General features: G+C 70.6%; 17 protein-coding genes. 9 read left to right on the top strand and 8 right to left on the bottom strand.

Annotated elements, in window-relative coordinates; translation table 11 throughout:
• Positions 1–44: 44 nt before the first annotated feature.
• Positions 45–836, bottom strand: coding sequence for a lysophospholipid acyltransferase family protein (locus ABD333_RS17425; protein ID WP_344542116.1), 792 nt, complete (start codon positions 834–836; stop codon positions 45–47).
• A 126-nt stretch (positions 837–962) separates the two neighbouring features.
• On the opposite strand from ABD333_RS17425, the gene ABD333_RS17430 reads away from it, so the two are divergent.
• Positions 963–1,826, top strand: coding sequence for a hypothetical protein (locus ABD333_RS17430; RefSeq protein ID WP_344542117.1), 864 nt, complete (start codon positions 963–965; stop codon positions 1,824–1,826).
• 327 nt (positions 1,827–2,153) lie between these two features.
• Here ABD333_RS17430 and ABD333_RS17435 read toward each other — a convergent pair whose 3' ends face one another.
• Positions 2,154–2,831, bottom strand: coding sequence for a uracil-DNA glycosylase (locus ABD333_RS17435; protein WP_344542119.1), 678 nt, complete (start codon positions 2,829–2,831; stop codon positions 2,154–2,156).
• A gap of 262 nt (positions 2,832–3,093) precedes the next feature.
• On the opposite strand from ABD333_RS17435, the gene ABD333_RS17440 reads away from it, so the two are divergent.
• Positions 3,094–4,590 (top strand): WS/DGAT/MGAT family O-acyltransferase, encoded by a 1,497-nt coding sequence (locus tag ABD333_RS17440; RefSeq protein ID WP_344542121.1) that lies wholly within the window; start codon positions 3,094–3,096, stop codon positions 4,588–4,590.
• Here the strand turns inward: ABD333_RS17440 and ABD333_RS17445 are convergent.
• The 4 genes from ABD333_RS17445 to lpdA all read right to left on the bottom strand — a co-directional run bounded on the left by ABD333_RS17445 (position 4,577) and on the right by lpdA (position 8,558).
• Positions 4,577–5,572, bottom strand: coding sequence for a hypothetical protein (locus ABD333_RS17445; RefSeq protein WP_344542123.1), 996 nt, complete (start codon positions 5,570–5,572; stop codon positions 4,577–4,579). The two genes, ABD333_RS17440 and ABD333_RS17445, sit on opposite strands and share 14 nt — an antisense overlap.
• Positions 5,573–5,587: 15 nt before the next feature.
• Positions 5,588–5,950 (bottom strand): VOC family protein, encoded by a 363-nt coding sequence (locus tag ABD333_RS17450; RefSeq protein ID WP_344542125.1) that lies wholly within the window; start codon positions 5,948–5,950, stop codon positions 5,588–5,590.
• Between the two features lie 134 nt (positions 5,951–6,084).
• A complete protein-coding gene (ddaH, locus tag ABD333_RS17455) occupies positions 6,085–6,930 on the bottom strand; it encodes a dimethylargininase (RefSeq protein WP_344542651.1) in 846 nt (281 codons plus the stop codon).
• Between the two features lie 221 nt (positions 6,931–7,151).
• Positions 7,152–8,558 (bottom strand): dihydrolipoyl dehydrogenase, encoded by a 1,407-nt coding sequence (gene lpdA, locus ABD333_RS17460; RefSeq protein WP_344542652.1) that lies wholly within the window; start codon positions 8,556–8,558, stop codon positions 7,152–7,154.
• Between the two features lie 317 nt (positions 8,559–8,875).
• Between lpdA and ABD333_RS17465 the strand changes: the two genes are divergently transcribed.
• The 6 genes from ABD333_RS17465 to ABD333_RS17490 all read left to right on the top strand — a co-directional run bounded on the left by ABD333_RS17465 (position 8,876) and on the right by ABD333_RS17490 (position 14,990).
• On the top strand, positions 8,876–9,580 hold the full coding sequence (locus ABD333_RS17465; RefSeq protein ID WP_344542127.1) for a hypothetical protein: 705 nt from the start codon (positions 8,876–8,878) through the stop codon (positions 9,578–9,580).
• Positions 9,581–10,005: 425 nt separating this feature from the next.
• A complete protein-coding gene (locus ABD333_RS17470; protein ID WP_344542129.1) occupies positions 10,006–11,394 on the top strand; it encodes a family 2B encapsulin nanocompartment shell protein in 1,389 nt (462 codons plus the stop codon).
• Positions 11,387–12,814 carry a family 2B encapsulin nanocompartment shell protein gene (locus tag ABD333_RS17475; RefSeq protein ID WP_344542131.1) on the top strand — a complete coding sequence of 476 codons (1,428 nt, stop codon included), beginning with the start codon at positions 11,387–11,389 and terminating at the stop codon, positions 12,812–12,814. Before ABD333_RS17470 ends, ABD333_RS17475 begins: the two co-directional genes overlap by 8 nt.
• Complete coding sequence (locus ABD333_RS17480) at positions 12,811–13,854, top strand: family 2 encapsulin nanocompartment cargo protein polyprenyl transferase (RefSeq protein ID WP_344542133.1); 1,044 nt, start codon at positions 12,811–12,813, stop codon at positions 13,852–13,854. The genes ABD333_RS17475 and ABD333_RS17480 overlap by 4 nt, the downstream gene beginning before the upstream one ends.
• Positions 13,855–13,862: 8 nt before the next feature.
• Positions 13,863–14,687, top strand: coding sequence for a serine/threonine-protein kinase (locus ABD333_RS17485; RefSeq protein WP_344542135.1), 825 nt, complete (start codon positions 13,863–13,865; stop codon positions 14,685–14,687).
• A gap of 51 nt (positions 14,688–14,738) precedes the next feature.
• A complete protein-coding gene (locus ABD333_RS17490; protein ID WP_344542137.1) occupies positions 14,739–14,990 on the top strand; it encodes a hypothetical protein in 252 nt (83 codons plus the stop codon).
• Between the two features lie 238 nt (positions 14,991–15,228).
• Here the strand turns inward: ABD333_RS17490 and ABD333_RS17495 are convergent, their stop codons facing one another.
• Complete coding sequence (locus tag ABD333_RS17495) at positions 15,229–15,810, bottom strand: TIGR03086 family metal-binding protein (RefSeq protein ID WP_344542139.1); 582 nt, start codon at positions 15,808–15,810, stop codon at positions 15,229–15,231.
• A gap of 68 nt (positions 15,811–15,878) precedes the next feature.
• Here ABD333_RS17495 and ABD333_RS17500 point away from each other — a divergent pair, with 68 nt between their 5' ends.
• Complete coding sequence (locus ABD333_RS17500; RefSeq protein ID WP_344542141.1) at positions 15,879–16,328, top strand: MarR family winged helix-turn-helix transcriptional regulator; 450 nt, start codon at positions 15,879–15,881, stop codon at positions 16,326–16,328.
• Positions 16,329–16,349: 21 nt separating this feature from the next.
• On the opposite strand, the gene ABD333_RS17505 is transcribed toward ABD333_RS17500, so the two are convergent.
• Entirely contained in the window at positions 16,350–17,222 is an 873-nt protein-coding gene (locus ABD333_RS17505; RefSeq protein ID WP_344542143.1) for a LysR family transcriptional regulator, read from the bottom strand.
• Positions 17,223–17,264 lie beyond the last annotated feature (42 nt).

Raw genomic sequence — 17,264 nt, forward strand, 5'->3', positions numbered from 1 at the left:
GATCAGGCGCGGGGGAGGCGTGCGTCCAACGAATTACCCACCGTTCAGGAACCGGACTCCTCGACCTCGCGTGCGGCGCGGGCCTCGCGGGCCGCCTGTCGCTCGGCGGCCTCCTGGGCGTCGAGCTCGGCGGCCTCTTCCGGCGTGGGCGCCGAACCGCCCAGATAGGCCGGCTGCCACCACGTCTCGTCGGCCTTGGGGATCTCGGGGTACTCGCGCTGCGCCCTCTCCAAAAGCTCGGCCATCCGCGCCTGCAGCTCCTCGGTGGCCTTGTCGTAGTCGTCGCCGCGCTTGGGGTACATCGGCTCGCCGACAAGGATCGTGACCGGCACCCCGCGCTGGAACAACCGCTTCTTGCGGCCCTTGGTCCACAGCCGCTGCGGCCCCCAGATGGTGATCGGCACCAGCGGTACGTCGGCGGCGACCGCCATCCGGACCGCGCCGCTCTTGATCTCCTTGACCGTGAACGACCGGCTGATCGTGGCCTCGGCGAAGACCCCGATGATCTCGCCGCCCTTCAGCGCGGTCAGCGCCGCCTTGTAGGAGGACGCCCCCGCCTGCCGGTCCACCGGGATGTGGTGCATGCCGCGCATCAGCGGCCCAGCGATCCTGTTGTCGAAGATCTCCTTCTTCGCCATGAACCGGACGAGCCGGCCCGCGGGATGGGTCGCCAGCCCGGCGAAGATGAAGTCGAGGTAGCTCACGTGATTGCTGACCAGCACCGCGCCGCCGGTGCTGGGGATGTTTTCGGTCCCTTCGAGGCGGAACTTCAGATTGAGCGCCTTGAAGAGGCCCAGCGCCGCCTTGATCACCGGTGGGTACACGATTTCGGCCATGGATGCACCGTACCGGTGCCCGCGATGATCAGCGAGCACGGGCGATGCATCCCACATCGGGCCCGATCTCTGAGAGGCTTAGGGGGCTCCCCCGTTCGGGGGAGACGATCCGGTGAGGGAGAGGGGATGAGCATGGAACCGTTGGACGCGGCCGTGGACGTGCACGCGCTCATCCGGGACCTTCTGCCGGTGGTGGCGCCGAGCGCCTGGTTCGACCCGGGCACCTCCGAGGTCGTGCTGCCGGTGGGCCGGTCGGAGGCGCGCGCGTCCAGTTGGACCGTGCTGGAACGCTGCGCCCGTGAGCCGCGCGAGGTCTGGCCCCGGGTGATCGGCGACTGGCTGCGCGAGGTCGGCGCCCGGGCGTTCCTGGCGGTCGGCGAGATGGAGCTGTTCGGTGACGTGCGCGAGTTGCTGCGCCTGCGCATCGTGCCCAAGCTCGCGCCGCGCGACCGCGAGGGCCTGGTGGTGGTCCCGGCGGGCGACCACTTCGACGCGATGGTCATGATCGAGCACCCGCGCTACGGCGGTCCGCTCACCAAGGCCCGCGCCGGCCTGCTGGGCCTGCGCAAGCTGGGCTACGTGATGACCAACACGCACGACCGCGAGCTGGCCGACGTCGAGGTCCGCGACCAGCCGCTGCTTCCGGGCGAGAACGTCCGCGTCGTGACCAAGCCGGGCAGCCGGTACGTGTCGGCGCTGCTCAGCGAGGTCGAGCAGTTCCTGCCCCGCCACAACGACAACGGCGCCCTCGTTGGAGTGCCCTGCCACAGCACGCTCCTGCTGTACCCGATCACCTCCACCGCCGTCCGCGACGTCTTGCCGATCTTCGCCGACGTGGTCGCTGAGATGCACGCCGACGCCGACGACCCGTGCGCGAACGGCGTCTACTGGAGCCACGGCGAACGCAGGCTCACCCCGTTGCCGCCCTTGGAACAAACCAACGGCTCAGGCGAATTCGCCGCCCTACTACGCCGCCTCCCCAAGCCTTGACCGAGCCGCGAGCGCGCGCTACCTGAGCCTGGGAGGAGGCCAACGGCTGCGGCGAGTTCGCCGCCTTGTCCCGCCGACTTCTGGGCGCCTGACCTCAGCCCGCTCCGCAACCCCGTGGATAGCCCAGCCACCGCGAGCGCGCTATCGGGTCGTGAAGCGAGCCGAAGGCGAAGCTTCACGAGAGATCGCGAAGCGATGTCGCGCTCGCCGCTTTTGCGGTTCGGCGGCCGAGCCGCCAGGCGAGGCCGTCGAGGCCGCGAAAGCCATAAACACAGCGCGGTTCGGCGGCCGAGCCGCCAGGCGAGGCCGTCGAGGCCGAAAAAGCAATCAGTACAGTTTCCAGTCGACCGGTGGGGCGCCTTGTTGCTCCAGGAGCTGGTTGGCGCGGCTGAACGGGCGGGAGCCGAAGAAGCCGCGGTCGGCCGACATCGGGCTCGGGTGTGCGGACTCGATGCACGGGACCGCGCCCAGCAGTGGCTTGAGGTTGCGGGCGTCGCGGCCCCACAGGATCGCCACCAGCGGGCGGCCGCGTGCGGCGAGGGCGCGGATGGCCTGCTCGGTGACCTCTTCCCAGCCCTTGCCGCGGTGCGAGCCGGGCTTGCGCGGCGCGACGGTCAGGCATCTGTTGAGCAGGAGGACGCCCTGCTCGGTCCACGGGGTCAGGTCGCCGCTGGACGGCTCGGGGTGGCCGAGGTCGGCGCGGTACTCGCGGAAGATGTTGATCAGGCTGCCGGGCAGCGGCCGCACGTCGGGCGCCACCGAGAAGCTGAGCCCGACGGGGTGGCCGGGGGTGGGGTAGGGGTCCTGGCCGACGATGAGCACCCGCACCTCGTCGAAGGGCTGGGTGAAGGCCCGCAGGATGCGGTCGCCCGCCGGGAGGTAGCTGCGGCCGGCCGCGATCTCGCCGCGCAGGAAGTCGCCCGCGGCGGCGATCCGGTCGGCCACGGGCGCCAGCGCCGTCGCCCAGCCGGCCTCGACGATCTCCGAGAGTGGTCGTCCCGTCATGGACGACCACCCTAGTGCCGCGATCTTGATGCCGTTCGCGGAACGACGGCCGTCCCACATGGTGGAAGGTTATTGACCACATGCGGACGGCGGACGTGGAAAGTTTCCATCGTTCCATCGGTGGCCGCGCTGATCACGGGGGCGAAACGCCCTGTTAAGTCGTGGTTACTTCCTTACAACCCTCATTGACCTACCTCGCGGTATTTCGTAACTCCTTGGGGGAGACGCAGCGCACGCAGAGCAGAAGTGGGGACGGACGAGCATGACACAGCTGACCGCGATGGACGCCAACTTCCTCTACGCCGAGACGAGCACCACGCATGTGCACATCGCCGGGCTGGGGATCGTGGACGCGAGCGCGTGCCCCGGCGGGAGGCTGACCGTCGAGGCCATGGTCGAGCTGATCAGGGAACGTTCGCACCTGGCCGCACGGCCGCTGCGGCAGCGGCTGGTGGAGGTTCCCTTCGGCCTCGACCGCCCGTACTGGGAGGACGATCCGGACTTCGACCCGCACCGGCACATCTTCGAGATCGCGCTGCCGGCCCCCGGCGACGACCGGCAGCTGGCGGACGCGGTCGGCATGCTGCACGAGCGGCCGCTGGACCGGCACCGGCCGCTCTGGGAGCTCGTCATCATCCAGGGCCTGTCGGGCGGCCGCACCGCGGTCTACGTCAAGGCCCACCACGCGGCGATCGACGGCGTCATGGCCGCCGAGACCCTCGCCGCCCTCCTCGACCTCACGCCCGAGCCGCGCGACCTGCCCGCCGACGACCACGAGCCCGCCCGCGCCCCCGGCCGCATGAGCATGCTGAGCACGGGTCTGCTCAAGACCGCGACGTACCCGGTCCGCAGCGCCCTGTCGGTGGCCAGGACCGCCCCGTACCTGGACGAGATCCCGGGCGTCTCGGCGATCCCCGGCGTCGGCCTCATGACGCAGGTCGTCCAGGGCGCGCTGCGGCGCGAGGACGTGCCGAAGGCGCTGCGAACGAGCGCGCCGCCCACCTCGTTCAACCTGCCGATCGGGCGCCACCGCGCGGTGGCCTACGGCGACCTGTCGCTCGCGGAGATCAAGGAAGTGCGCACCGCGCTGGGCGGCAGCGTCAACGACGTGGTCATGGCCCTCTGCGCCACCGCCCTGCGGCAGTGGCTCGACAAGCGCGGCGAGCTGCCCGACCGGCCGCTCGCGGTCGGGGTGCCGGTGTCGCTGCGCAAGGGCGACGACGCGGGCGACCCGGGCAACCAGGTCTCGCTGATGGGTGCGCCGCTGGCGGTCCACGTGGCCGATCCGGCCGCGCGCTATGCCGCCGTCCGCAGGGACATGGACCTGGTCAAGCGCCGCTTCGTCGCGTCGTCCGGAAGCTGGGTGCAGGAGCTGAGCGGCATCATCCCGGCCCCGGTCGCGGGCGCCCTCACCCGCCTGGCGCTGAGCGCGCTGCCGGCGCTGCAGGCGGTGCCCAGCGTCAGCGTGCGCCCGATCAACCTGATCATCTCGAACGTGCCGGGTCCGCAGTTCCCGCTCTATCTCTGCGGGACGAAGGTGCTCGGCTACTACCCGATCTCGGCGATCTCGGATCTGAGCGGCGGGCTCAACATCACCGTCTTCTCCTATGACGGCCGCGTCTGCGTCGGCGTCGTGGCCTGCCGCGACCTCGTCCCGGATCCCTCCGAGGTCATCGACCACCTCAACGACGCGCTGGCGGAGCTGAAGTACCTGGCCGGGATGGCGAACGTAGGCGAACCGGAGCTCACCGGAGTCTGAGCAGCGTGTCCCGGTGCCGCCACGCCAGGTCGAGCGCGGCGGCACCGGCCGGCTGCATGGGCCGCGGCACCGTCCCGTCGAAGGGCGCCATCGACACGGTGCCCTCGGCGTTCTCCTCGACCATCGCGCCGAAGAGCCCGTCGAACGCCCCGGCGTCGACCACCACCGCGGTGAGCAGGTCCAGCGCGAACGTCAGCGGGTCGACCCCGAGCCCGAGGAAGGACGCCCGCAGCCGGCCCTCCGCCCGGACGCCGTCCAGCGCCCCCGCGAAGGCCCGGAACCCCTCCTCGGACCAGTCGACCACCTCGTCGCCGCCGAGGAACTCCTCGCTGTACTCCCGCTGCATGGAACGCCACAGATCGAGATCGCCCACGTCGTCCGCCAACGGCTGGAACACCCCGACCGGCATGACCTGGTGGAGCCCGCCCGCGTGCGCGACCTTCGCCGGGTCCCGCCAGTGCAGCACGTAGGAGGCGGGATCACCGGCGCGGATCGTCACCGTCGTGATCGCGGGCAGCGCCGGCCGGCGGGCGAGATCGCACGGATCGCCGATCCGGGTCCGCAGGGGCAGCCCGTCGGCCGCTTCGGCTAGCTCGTGCGCCGCCGCCTCCCCGACGTTCACCGCGTCGAAGTAGCGGGCGGGTCCCAGCCGCAGCACGTTCGTGCGCAGGTCCGCGTCGAGCAGCCGGTAGGCGCGCCGGTTCTCGAAGACGGCGGGAGGGGCCAGCGCCGCCATGGCTTCGGCGTACGTGCCGAATCCGGCGGGTAGCCCCTCCGGCGGATCGACCACCGCGGGAGGGGCCGGTTCGGGCTCCCACTCCAGCCGTACGGCCTCCAGCGGGACGGGCGCCGCCGCGATCCACTCCGGCCGTGTCAGCAGGGCCGTCGACCCGACCCGCGGAGCGTCCGGATAGAGCCGGTCCGCGACCGTTCCGAGTTCGGCCCGGCTCGCGTTCAACCTCTTCCGTACGTCCGCCCACATACCCGTGACCGTCGGCTACTTCTGGTGAATCTGGATCTGATGGCCGTCTGGCCCCTCCACCAGCGCGTAGGTGCCCCACGGTTCCTCAGTCGGATCTGTCACCGTGACACCCCTGCCCCGGAGTTCGGCGACCGTCGCCTGAAGGTCGTCGCACGTGAAGGTGAGGTAGGCCCCTTCTCCAGGCCGTTTCCCGAAAGTCGCGGCGTCATGGATGGCCATCGATGTCTGGCCGTTCGGGGGAGTCACCTCGATCCAGCGCGTCCCCTCGAACATTTCGGCGTCGGTGGTCTTTGTGAAGCCCAGCTTCTCGACATAGAAGTCCACGGACTCCTGCTGGTCGCTGACGTAGAGCATGGCTACGCCGATATGCGTAATCACGGGCGGCTCCCCGAATCGGACCTTCCAATAACGATCAGGCTATGACACCCGACCGCAGACCTTTGCGCTGGTCCTCGACGCGCCGCTGAACGCGTCGCGTCGCAGCCGCCGCGATGCCGCGGGCCGTGGGTCGATCAGGCGGTGCGCAGTTCCAGGGTGCAGCACTTGGGGCCGCCGCCCGCCTTGCGCAGCTCCGACAGATCCACGGGGACGGGCCGGTAGCCGTGCTCGTCCAGAAGCTTGATCAAGCCGGTCGCCTCGGAATTGACGACGACGTTGCGGCCGTCGCTCACCGCGTTCAGGCCCAGCACCGCGGCGTCCCGCTCGTCGGCGATGATCGCGTCCGGGAACAGCCGCTCCAGCACCGCGCGGCTGCCGGAGGAGAAGGCGCCGGGGTAGTACGCGACGTTGCCGCCGTCGAGCGGGAAGAGCGCGGTGTCCAGGTGGTAGAAACGCGGGTCGACCAGGCGCAGCGTCACCACCGGGCGGCCGAGGTACTCCTGGGCCTCCTGGTGGGCGGCCAGGTCCGTACGGAAGCCGGTGCCGGCCAGGATCATGTGGTCGAGCGTGAGGAAGTCGCCCTCGCCCTCGTTGGTGTGGACGGGCTCCAGCACGTCGGGGAATCCGTTGGCGCGCAGCCAGAACGAGTACGCCGGTCCCTCCGCCGCCCGTTCGGCGTGGGTGAAGCGCGCTCCGTACACCCGGCCGCCGACCACCAGCGCGCCGTTGGCCGCGAACACCATGTCGGGCAGTCCCGCGATCGGATCGATCAGCTCGACCTCGTGGCCGAGCGCGAGATACGCCGACCGCAGCGTCTCCCACTGCTCGACCGCGCGGGCCGCGTCGGCGCCCGCGGCGGGATCCATCCACGGGTTGATCGAGTACGTGACGGCGAAGTGCTCCGGGCGGCACATGAGGTAGCGGCGCCGCAGGGCCTCCCGCGCCGGGATCTGCCGGTCGGCGGTGGCGGTCGGCTCCATTGCCGGGGACACGGTCATGCGTTCTCCTGAAGAGGCTTTCCCAACGGTGATCGGTGATCGAAAGCCTAGGAACCGGCGACCGCGTAACCAAGACGCCGATCTTGCGCTGACCTGGCGTTTCGTTGCTTCTCCCGGGCGCGTCCCAGCGAATCGTTGCGCGTTCATCCGCCGGGAACGACAAAGCCCCCGTTCCGTCGCAGAACGGGGGCCTCGCGGGGGAGTCAGAGGTTGATCATGTGGCCGGCCAGGCCGTGCACGGCCTCCTTGACGGCCTCGCCGAGCGTGGGGTGGGCGTGCACGTTGCGCGCGACCTCCTCCACGGTCAGGTCCCACTGCTGGGCCAGCGTCAGCTCCGGCAGGAGCTCGGTCACCTCGGGACCGATCATGTGGGCGCCGAGGATCTCGCCGTACTTGGCGTCGCTGACGACCTTCACGAACCCGTCGCCCTCGCCCATGCCCAGCGCCTTGCCGTTCGCGCTGTAGGGGAACTTGGCCACCTTGACGTCGAAGCCCTGCTCCCGGGCCTGCGCCTCGGTCCACCCGAAGCTGGCGATCTGCGGCTGGCAGTACGTCGCGCGCGGGACCATGACGAAGTCGATCTCCATCGTCTCCGCCTCGGCGATCGTCTCGGCGGCGATGATGCCCATGGCCTCGGCCGCGTGCGCCAGCATCAGCTTGGCGGTCACGTCGCCGATGGCGAAGATGTGCGGGACCGAGGTCCGGCCGCGGCCGTCCACGTCGACGGCGCCGCGCTCGGTCAGCCGCACGCCGGTCTTCTCCAGGCCGTAGCCCTCCACGTTCGGCGCGAACCCGATCGCCTGCAGCACCTTGTCGGCCTCCAGCACCTGCTGGGCGCCGTCCTTGCCGGTCACGGTCACCTTGACCTTGTCGCCGGAGTCGTCGATGGAGTCGACCCGGGTCGAGGTCAGGACGTCGATGCCGAGCTTGCGGTAGCGCTTGGCGAGCTCCTTGGAGACGTCGGCGTCCTCGTTCGGCACCATCCGGTCGAGGAACTCGACGATCGTCACCTTGACGCCGTAGTTGTGCAGCACGTACGCGAACTCGACGCCGATCGCGCCGGCGCCCGCGATCACGATGCTCTCCGGCAGCTCGGCGCTGAGGATCTGCTCCTCGTACGTCACGACCCGCTCGGAAAGGGAGGTGCCCGGCAGCAGCTTGGTGTGCGCGCCCGCGGCGATGATGCACGAGTCGAACGTGACGGACTCGGTGGACCCGTCCCGCTTCGCCACCTGCAGGGTGTTGGGGTCGGTGAACGTGCCGCGCCCGTCGAAGGACGTGATCTTGTTCTTCTTCATGAGGAACTGCACGCCCTTGACGAGCTTCTCCGACACCTCACGGCTGCGCTGGAACGCCTTGCCGTAGTCGAAGGAGACCTGCCCCTCGACCTTGATCCCGTACTTCTCCTGCTCCGTGGTGAAGATGTGCGCCAGCTCGGCGTTGCGCAGCAGCGCCTTCGAGGGGATGCAGCCGACGTTGAGACACACGCCGCCCCAGTACTTCTCCTCGATGATCGCCGTCTTCAGCCCGAGCTGCGCCGCCCGGATCGCGGCGACATATCCACCAGGGCCGGAGCCCAGGACCACGGTGTCAAAGTGAGTGCTCATAATCAGTGACGATATTCGGCGCCGGGGCGTGCTCGCATCTCCACCTGCCCCGCGGCCCGATACCGTGCGGTAGCGGGTACGCGGCGTGACGGGGAGGACGTCCTTCGAGGACAACTGTCACGGCCTGTTATGGTTTGAGATCCTTCATGGCGGCAACCACTGGGATGCGGCAGACGCGCGGAGTGACCGAGACCTCGGCGCATTCCGGAACATCCGGGTCGCCCGCGTCGTTGGTCGCAACGTCGATACAAACGTCGATCCACGGTCGATACCGACCCCACCGGCCCGGGCCGGGCCATGGTGATCTAGGAGAGGGACGAGTGCGGATTCCCAAGCGCGTCAACGCGGCTCTGGACTGGGCGGAGAAGCACTTCGGCGCACTTGCGGTGGTCGTCACCTTGGTCGCCGCATCGGCGGCGGCGCTGCTCGCGCCACCCGCGGTCGGGCTGCCCGTGGCGGGTTTCGTCCTCGGCCTCGCTTTCGGCGGCTTCGCCGTCTACACGCGGATGGTCAAGCGGATCGCCCGCGTGCGCTCCGATGTGGACGACCTGCTGCGCGAGAACGGGGCGCTCCGCCATCGCAACACCGTGCTCAGCAGCGGCGTGATCACGCGCGAGTCCCAGGTGACCCAGGCGCTCGTCGCCATCCCCGAAGAGCCGCCCGAGGAAGACCCGCAGGGCACGGTGCGGCTCCCGGAGCTCCCCGACGAGACCGGCGGCCCGGTCAACCGCACCCAGCCGCTGGACGACGAGGTGATCGACCAGGCCGCCAAAACCGGCCAGCCGCCGGCGCCGCGCGAGGGTGACGGCGAAGGCGCCACCAGGCCCGCCAAGTCCTTGGACACCGGCGGCAACAAGACCACGGGCACCGGCGCCAACAAGACCGTCGGCCACAAGCCGGGCGGTGCCAAGCCCGGCGGCAACAAGCCGGGCAGCGGCAAGCGGGCCGGTGGCAAGTCGGGCACCGGCAAGGCGGCCGGTTCCAAGGCCAGGACCTCCGGCAACTCCGCGGGCAAGAACACCTGATCCTCCGATGCCGCCGTTCGCGCGTGCGAGGTCGTCGAGGTAGCGCGTGTTCGCATGACAAACACCCCGTTAGGCCGACGGTCGCGGCCACATCGGGCCCCGAGATGGCACCGTCAACCGCTCACCCCGCGACTCGGGTGTACACCGTTCGTCCGGGAACCGGCCTGCCGATGTAGCCCTGACGCGCCCGGCCGTGTACGCCGAGGGTAGCGCGAAGGTTGCACAAGGTAATGAGAAGGTAAGGCAAGTCTCATATTGCGATCAGATGACTACGCTATGTAATCTCACTTCTGAGCGCGAGCGAATCACTGGAAGGAGTGCGGTCCGGAAATCCGGCGCCCTTTCCGGGTCCCTCCTATCGCTTTCTCATTTCCTCGATTCGGCTACCCCGGCCGACACGAATAAATCGATTGGTGGTGTGGATCGTGGCGGAGCACGAGCTGAGCCTCGGTACGAAGGCGGCGCGCAATCTCGCGACGACGACCAAGTCCGTTCCCCAGATGCAGGCCATCTCCTCCCGGTGGCTGCTGAGGCTCCTGCCCTGGGTCCAGGCGTCGGGCGGCGCGTACCGCGTCAACCGGCGGCTCACCTACACGGTCGGGGATGGGCGCATCACGTTCGTCAACACCGGCGCCGACATCCAGGTCATCCCGCGTGAGCTGGGCGAGCTCCCGGCGCTGCGCGGCTTCGAGGAGGAGGACGTGCTGGCGGCGGTGGCCGAGCGGTTCGAGCAGCGCGAGTACCGCCCCGGCGACGTGATCGTCGAGGAGGGCGGCCCCGTCGACCGCGTCTACCTCGTCGCGCACGGCAAGCTCAACGAGGTGGGGCGGGGCGAGTACGGCGACGAGACCGTGCTGCGCGTGCTCGCGAACGGCTCCTTTTTCGGGCAGGAGGCATTGGTCGAGACCAGCCGCGAATGGGACCGTTCTCTGCGCGCGGTGACGGCCTGCACTCTGCTCGTCATGCCCGCGGCGCAGTTTCGCGAGCTGGCCGACCAGTCCGCGGAATTGCAAGCCCATCTGGAGAATTTTCGCAGCCATCCGGAGCGGTCGCAGAACCAGCACGGCGAGGCCGCCATCGAGCTCGCGTCCGGGCATGAGGGCGAGCCCGACCTGCCCGCCACGTACGTCGACTACGAGGCGGCGCCGCGCGAGTACGAGCTGAGCGTGGCGCAGACCGTCCTGCGGGTGCACTCGCGCGTCGCCGACCTCTACAACGAGCCGATGGACCAGGTCGAGCAGCAGCTGCGGCTGACCATCGAGGCGCTGCGCGAGCGCCAGGAGGACGAGCTCGTCAACAACCGCGAGTTCGGGCTGCTGCACAACGCCGACCTCTCCCAGCGCATCCATACCCGTACCGGCCCGCCGACCCCCGACGACATGGACGAGTTGGTGTCCATGGTGTGGAAGGACCCGGCGTTCTTCCTGGCCCACCCGCAGACGATCGCCGCGTTCGGCCGCGAGTGCAACCGGCGCGGCGTCTACCCCGACTCGGTCGAGACCCAGGGGCACCGGCTGCCGGCCTGGCGCGGCATCCCCATCTACCCGTGCAACAAGATCCCGATCAGCGAGTCCCGGACCAGCTCGATCATGCTGATGCGCACCGGCGAGTCCGCGCAGGGCGTGATCGGCCTGCACCAGACGGGCATCCCGGACGAGTTCCAGCCGAGCCTGTCGGTGCGGTTCATGAGCATCGACGAGAAGGCGCTCATCTCGTACCTGGTCAGCGCCTACTACTCCGCCGCCGTCCTGGTTCCGGACGCGCTCGGCATCCTGGACAGCGTCGAGATCGCTCAGGGCGGCGGCCGTGCCTGAGGGCGCCCGGCAGCCGGACGGCGCCGACCAGCCGGACGGCGCGCGGCGGCTGAGCCTCAGTACGAAGGCGGCGCGCAATCTCGCGACCACGACCAAGTCCGTCCCGCAGATGCGGGAGATCTCGCCGCGCTGGCTGCTGCGGATGCTCCCGTGGGTCCAGACCAAGAGCGCCTACCGGGTCAACCGGCGGCTGACCTACCGGCTCGGCGACGGGCGCGTGACGTTCATCTCGACCGGTGCCGAGGTGCGGGTGATCCCGCAGGAGCTGCGGGAGCTGCCGCCGCTGCGCGGCCTGGACGACGACGAGACGCTGGAGGCGCTGGCCGACCGGTTCGTCCAGCGCGAGTACCGGCCCGGCGACCTGCTCGTCGAGGCCGGGCTGCCGGCCGACGAGGTCGTCCTGATCGCGCACGGCAAGGTCGCCAAGCTGGGCAAGGGTGAGTACGGCGGCGAGACGCGGCTGGCGGTGCTGGCCGACGGCGAGTTCGCCGGCGCGGAGCTGCTGGCGCATCCGCCGGGCGCCGACCCGCCGCGCGACTGGGACTTCGGCCTCAGAGCGCTCACCTCGTGCACGGTGCTGGCGTTGCCCGCCGAGGCGATCGCCGAGCTCGTCGGGCGCAGCGAGACCCTGAACGCGCATCTGGAGGCGTTCCGGTCGGCCCCGGGCCGCCCGCGCAACCGGCACGGTGAGGCGGCGATCGACCTGGCGGCCGGGCACGAGGGCGAGGCAGAGATCCCGGCCACCTTCGTCGACTACGAGCCGGCCCCCAGGGAGTACGAGCTCGGCGTGACGCAGACCCTCCTGCGCGTGCACACCCGGGTCGCCGACATCTACAACGGCCCGATGAACCAGCTGGAGCAGCAGCTCCGGCTGACCATCGAGGCGGTGCGCGAGCGGCAGGAGAGCGAGCTGCTCAACAACCGCGAGTTCGGGCTCCTCCACAACGCCGACCTCAAGCACCGCATCCAGACCCGGGGCGGCCCGCCGACGCCCGACGACCTGGACGACCTGCTCTGCCGGCGCCGGGGGACGAAGCTGTTCCTCGCCCATCCGCGCACCATCGCCGCGTTCGGCCGCGAGTGCAGCCGGCGCGGCGTCTACCCGGCCACGACCGAGGTGGACGGGCGGCGCGTGCACGCCTGGCGCGGCGTGCCGTTCCTGCCGAGCGACAAGGTGCCGATCAGCTCCGCCGGCACCACCTCGATCCTGGCGATGCGCACCGGCGAGGACGCCAGCGGCGTCATCGGCCTGCACCGCACCGGGATCCCGGGCGAGGTCCGGCCGGGCCTGTCGGTCCGGTTCACCGGCATCGACGAGAAGGCGATCCTCTCCTACCTCGTCAGCGCCTACTACTCCGTGGCCGTACTGGTCCCCGACGCCCTCGGCGTCCTGGAGAACGTGGAGGTCGCACGACGATGACCGCCGCACGGGAGGAGAGCGTGTCCGCCAGGAGCGCGACCGAGGTGCTCGCCTGGAGCCGCTGTCTGGTCGAACCCGCGCTCCGCGAGGCGATCGCCGAGCTGCCCGGCGGCATGCGGCGGATCGCCGCCTACCACTTCGGCTGGGAGGACGCGGAGGGCAGGCCGACCCGGTCGGGCGGTGGCAAGACCATCCGGCCGGCGCTGGCCCTGCTCGCCGCCGAGGCGGTCGGCGGTGCCGCCGCCACCGCCATGCCGGCCGCCCTCGCGGTCGAGCTGGCGCACAACTTCTCGCTCCTGCACGACGACGTGATGGACGGTGACCACACCCGCCGGCACCGCGCGACCGCCTGGCGCGTCTTCGGCACCAACGCGGCGATCCTGGGCGGTGACGCCATGCTGGCGTTCGCGTTCGAGCTCCTCGCCGCCGACGCCCATCCCGCCTGCATGCGCGCCGTCGCCCGCCTCTCGCGGGCCGTGGTGCAGGTCGTGGAGGGGCAGAGCCTGGACATGGAGTTCGAACGCCGCACCGACGTCGGCCTCCCCGAGTGCATCGACATGGCCGAGCGCAAGACCGCCGCCCTCCTGGGCGCGTCCTGTGCCCTCGGCGCCACCTACGGGGAGGGCACGTCCGACCAGATCGAGCGGCTGCGGCGGTTCGGCGAGCGCCTCGGGCTGGCGTTCCAGCTCGTCGACGACCTCCTCGGCATCTGGGGCGATCCCGCCACCACCGGCAAACCCGTGCATTCCGATCTCTTCAACCGCAAGAAGTCCCTGCCCGTCGTCGCCGCGCTGACCTCCGGCACTCCCGCCGGGACCGAGCTGGCCTCGCTCTACCATCGGAGCCGTCCCCTGACCCACGACGAGGCCGCCCTGGCCGCCGGCCTCATCGAGGTCGCCGGCGGCCGGGCCTGGACGATCCGCCGGGCCGAGCAGGCCCTCACCGAGGCCCTCACCGAACTGGACGCCGCCACCCCCGTTCTCCAGGCGGGCGCCGAGCTGCGCGCCCTCGCCCATCTGGTGACCAAGCGCGATCACTGAGAACGACCATGCCTTCCGCCGGTCCCCTCCAGCCCGCCGACCCCGAACGGCTCGGCGCGCACCGGCTGCTCGGCAGGCTCGGCGAGGGCGGGCAGGGCGTGGTCTACCTCGGCCGGTCCGAGGTCACCGGCGAGCACGTCGCGGTCAAGCTGTTCCACGCCCCGGCCGAGGGCGACCGCACCGCACCGGAGACCTTCGGCCGGGAGCTCGAAATGGTCAGGCACGTCGCGCGCTTCTGCACCGCCCAGGTCCTGGACTGGGGGACGCTCGGCGACCGGCACTTCATCGTGAGCGAGTACGTCGACGGGCCGCCGCTCTCCCAGGTGGTGGCCGAGGACGGGCCGCGATCGGGCGGCGCCCTGGACCGGCTCGCGATCGCCATCGCGACGGCGCTGGTCGCGTTGCACGACGCCGGAGTGGTGCACCGTGACCTCACCCCGCACAACGTGCTGCTGGGCACGGACGGGCCGAGGGTGATCGATTTCGGTATCTCGCGTGCCCTGACCGGATCGCGGACCATGGCCAGCAAGGTCGTCGGCACCCCCGCGTACATGGCCCCCGAACAGCTCGAACCCGGCGAGCTCGGCCCGCCGGTGGACGTGTTCGCGTGGGGGGCCACGATGGTGTTCGCCGCGACGGGGCTTCCCCCGTTCGGCAACGAGTCCATCCCGGTCGTGCTCAACCGGATCGCCCATCACGAGCCGGAGCTCGGCGGCATCGAGGAGCCGCTGCGCGGCCTGTTCGCCGCGTGCCTGGCCAAGGACCCCGCGCTCCGCCCGACCGCACGGGAGGTGCTCGACCGCCTGGTCGGCCGCCCGGACACCGCGGAGTAGCGCCGGGCCGGGGTTTTTTGTCGATCATGTGTTCGAGTACAGTGGGGCCTCGTGCAGACCGAACGGGCGGGACACGATCGCGATCATGTGCCGTTCCTGTGCCCGCAGGGGCATCCGCTCAAGCCGGGACGCGTCATCGTCGGCTGGTCCCCGTGCGTCTGCCCGCCGTGCGCCGAGCGGGGCAGAGGGCTGTGGGGGCATCGCACGTACCTCTGCCTGACCTGCAAGGACGAGCATGTGACGACCATGTGCTACCTGCCGTACCACGTGCCCTCCGAGGGCGCCGGCTACCGGTGGCCGTGATCCTCCTGAGATGAACGCCGATCCCAGGAGGGACGCGTCCGGCTTAACCACGGCTTGGTGTCAGTAGGGCAGTCTGCGGCCTGAGGGTGTTCGCGTGTCGAGCGTGTCGTGGCGGTGGCGGCGGGTGACGGGGCGCCGGCGGATCTGAACGCGGCGCTGGCCCTGGTGCTTCATGGCGTTCTCCTCTCGGTGTCGTTCTTCCGAGGCGCTTCCCGCGTCAGGCGTTACGCGAATTTCCCTACCAGGCGGGTGACCGGCCCAGGTGCGTGAGGATGCGGTCGAGCGGACTCTCCTGATCGGTGGAGAGGGCGGGCCGGAAGGGCGCATCTGGCCGGCGGCGCCGCTCGTCGTCCGGGACCGCAAGGGCGATCTTGAGAGCGGGCTCGGCGAGGTCGTCGGCGAGTTCGAACGGGAGGTCGAGGGCCCGCGCCATGTCCCAGCCGTGGACCACGTAGTCGATGAAGTGGAAGCTCATCGCCATCGGCGCGGGGAAGGAGGCCCCCTCGAACTCGGCGAGCGTGAACCTGCGGTCGAGCGCTCCCGGCTCGGCGAAGGCGGCGATGACGGTTTCGGCGGCTTCGGCATAGGCCTGCACGGGGTCGGCGGCGAGCGGCTGGACGGCCCATTTGGCGAGGTCGCCGCCTTCGCCGTGCGCGGCGGCGGCGAAACCGTGGTGCTGGACGGTCATGTGCGCGAGCAGCTCGCTCACCGTCCAGCTCTCGCACGGTGTCGGACGGTCGAGGTCGGCGCCGGTCAGCGCGGAGACGATGTCCACGCTCGTCCGCACGGCCTGGCGATCGAGGTCCCTGATGTCTGTCATGCCTCAATCGTACGCACCTGCACATGATAGGCACAAGCTTATTGTTTGTCGGAGCGTATCTTTATGCCGTGAACGACGAACGACCCGACCTGGCGGCGATGATGATTCCGCTCGGGCGCACCCTGATGGCGGCCGAAGAGCCGGTGCTCGCGGCCCATGGCGTGTCGATGTGGGCGTACGCGGTGCTGCACTCCTTGGACGAACGTCCCGTTCGCAACCAGAGCGCACTCGCCCAGGCCATCGGAGCCGACAAGACCCGCATCATCGGTGTCCTGGACCGCCTTCAGGAACGCGGTCTGATCCGCCGCGAGCCCGACCCGGCCGACCGGCGCGCCCACCTGCTCTCGCTCACGCCGGAGGGCCGGCGCGTGCGCGACGCGATCCGAGCCGGAATCCAGGAACGCGAAAACCGCCTCCTGCAACGCCTGCCCGAAACCGACCGGCAGGCGTTCCTTCGAGCCCTCCAGACCCTCTACGCCATCCCCCGCGAAGAAATCCTTGGAGACTCTGACGACTGACGAGTCGTGGCGGCGTGAGGGCTAGGCCGGATCTGACAGGGCCTCCAGGAGGTGGCGCAGTGCCGGGGTCGGCGGCCCGGGCGGTACGGCGAGCGAGGTGACCAGGGATGGCCCGGCCAGGGGCCGGTAGGCGACCCGGGGGATGTCGGGCAGGCCCGCCACCTCGTAGAAGACGGTCCACGACGGCTCGCCGACACCGACGTCCGTCAGGGTCTCCTGGAACGTGGTGAACGGCGGGCCGTTGGGCGGTGAGACCCCGGCGGCGCGGCAGGCGTCGGTGATCAGGTCGTGGAAGGGCGGGTTGTCCTCGCGCGGCGCGAGCCGGAGCGGGAGGTCCGCCAGGTCTTCGAGGCAGAGCTCGGGACGGCTCGCCAAGGGGTGGCCGGCGGGCAGCGCCACGTACAGCCGGTCCGTCCAGACCGGCAGGAGTTCGAGGCCGGGCGCGGCGGAGAGCGCGCGGACCAGGGCGGCGTCGAGCTCGCCGGAACGGACGGCGGTCAGCCGGTCGGCCAGGGGCAGGCGGCGCGGGCGGACCTGGAGGCGCGGGGCGAGCGCGGCGAGCCGGTTGAGGGTCCGGTAGATCCGGTCGCCGGGGCCGTGCACGGTACCGAGGCGCAGGACGCCGTCGGCGCCGGCCCGGATGTCGGCCGCGACCTGGCGGGTGCGGTGCGCGGCGGCGAGCACCGCGCGGGCCTCGGGGAGGAGGCGTTCGCCCGGGCCCGAGAGGTTCACGTGCCGGGTCGAACGGTCGAACAGCGGCACGCCGAGCTCACGTTCGAGGCGGCGGATCTGCTGGCTGACGGCCGACTGCACGATGTTGAGGCGGTCGGCGGCGCGGCCGAAGCCGCCCTCCTCGGCGACCGCGACGAAGTACTTCAGCTGGCGCAGCTCCACCGGCTCCTCGATTCATCTCGATTCGTGATGACTGCAGGTGAT

Source organism: Actinomadura fulvescens, assembly GCF_039533225.1.
Classification (GTDB): Bacteria; Actinomycetota; Actinomycetes; order Streptosporangiales; family Streptosporangiaceae; genus Spirillospora; species Spirillospora fulvescens.

What these genes read in the sequence shown, in the direction of transcription:
- ABD333_RS17480 (WP_344542133.1), top strand. Translation starts at nt 12,811, where the DNA reads ATGACCGCCGCACGGGAGGAGAGCGTGTCCGCCAGGAGCGCGACCGAG.
- ddaH (WP_344542651.1), bottom strand. Translation starts at nt 6,930, where the DNA reads ATGGAGCCGACCGCCACCGCCGACCGGCAGATCCCGGCGCGGGAGGCC.
- ABD333_RS17445 (WP_344542123.1), bottom strand. Translation starts at nt 5,572, where the DNA reads ATGTGGGCGGACGTACGGAAGAGGTTGAACGCGAGCCGGGCCGAACTC.
- ABD333_RS17425 (WP_344542116.1), bottom strand. Translation starts at nt 836, where the DNA reads ATGGCCGAAATCGTGTACCCACCGGTGATCAAGGCGGCGCTGGGCCTC.
- ABD333_RS17435 (WP_344542119.1), bottom strand. Translation starts at nt 2,831, where the DNA reads ATGACGGGACGACCACTCTCGGAGATCGTCGAGGCCGGCTGGGCGACG.
- ABD333_RS17430 (WP_344542117.1), top strand. Translation starts at nt 963, where the DNA reads ATGAGCATGGAACCGTTGGACGCGGCCGTGGACGTGCACGCGCTCATC.
- ABD333_RS17440 (WP_344542121.1), top strand. Translation starts at nt 3,094, where the DNA reads ATGACACAGCTGACCGCGATGGACGCCAACTTCCTCTACGCCGAGACG.
- ABD333_RS17485 (WP_344542135.1), top strand. Translation starts at nt 13,863, where the DNA reads ATGCCTTCCGCCGGTCCCCTCCAGCCCGCCGACCCCGAACGGCTCGGC.
- ABD333_RS17495 (WP_344542139.1), bottom strand. Translation starts at nt 15,810, where the DNA reads ATGACAGACATCAGGGACCTCGATCGCCAGGCCGTGCGGACGAGCGTG.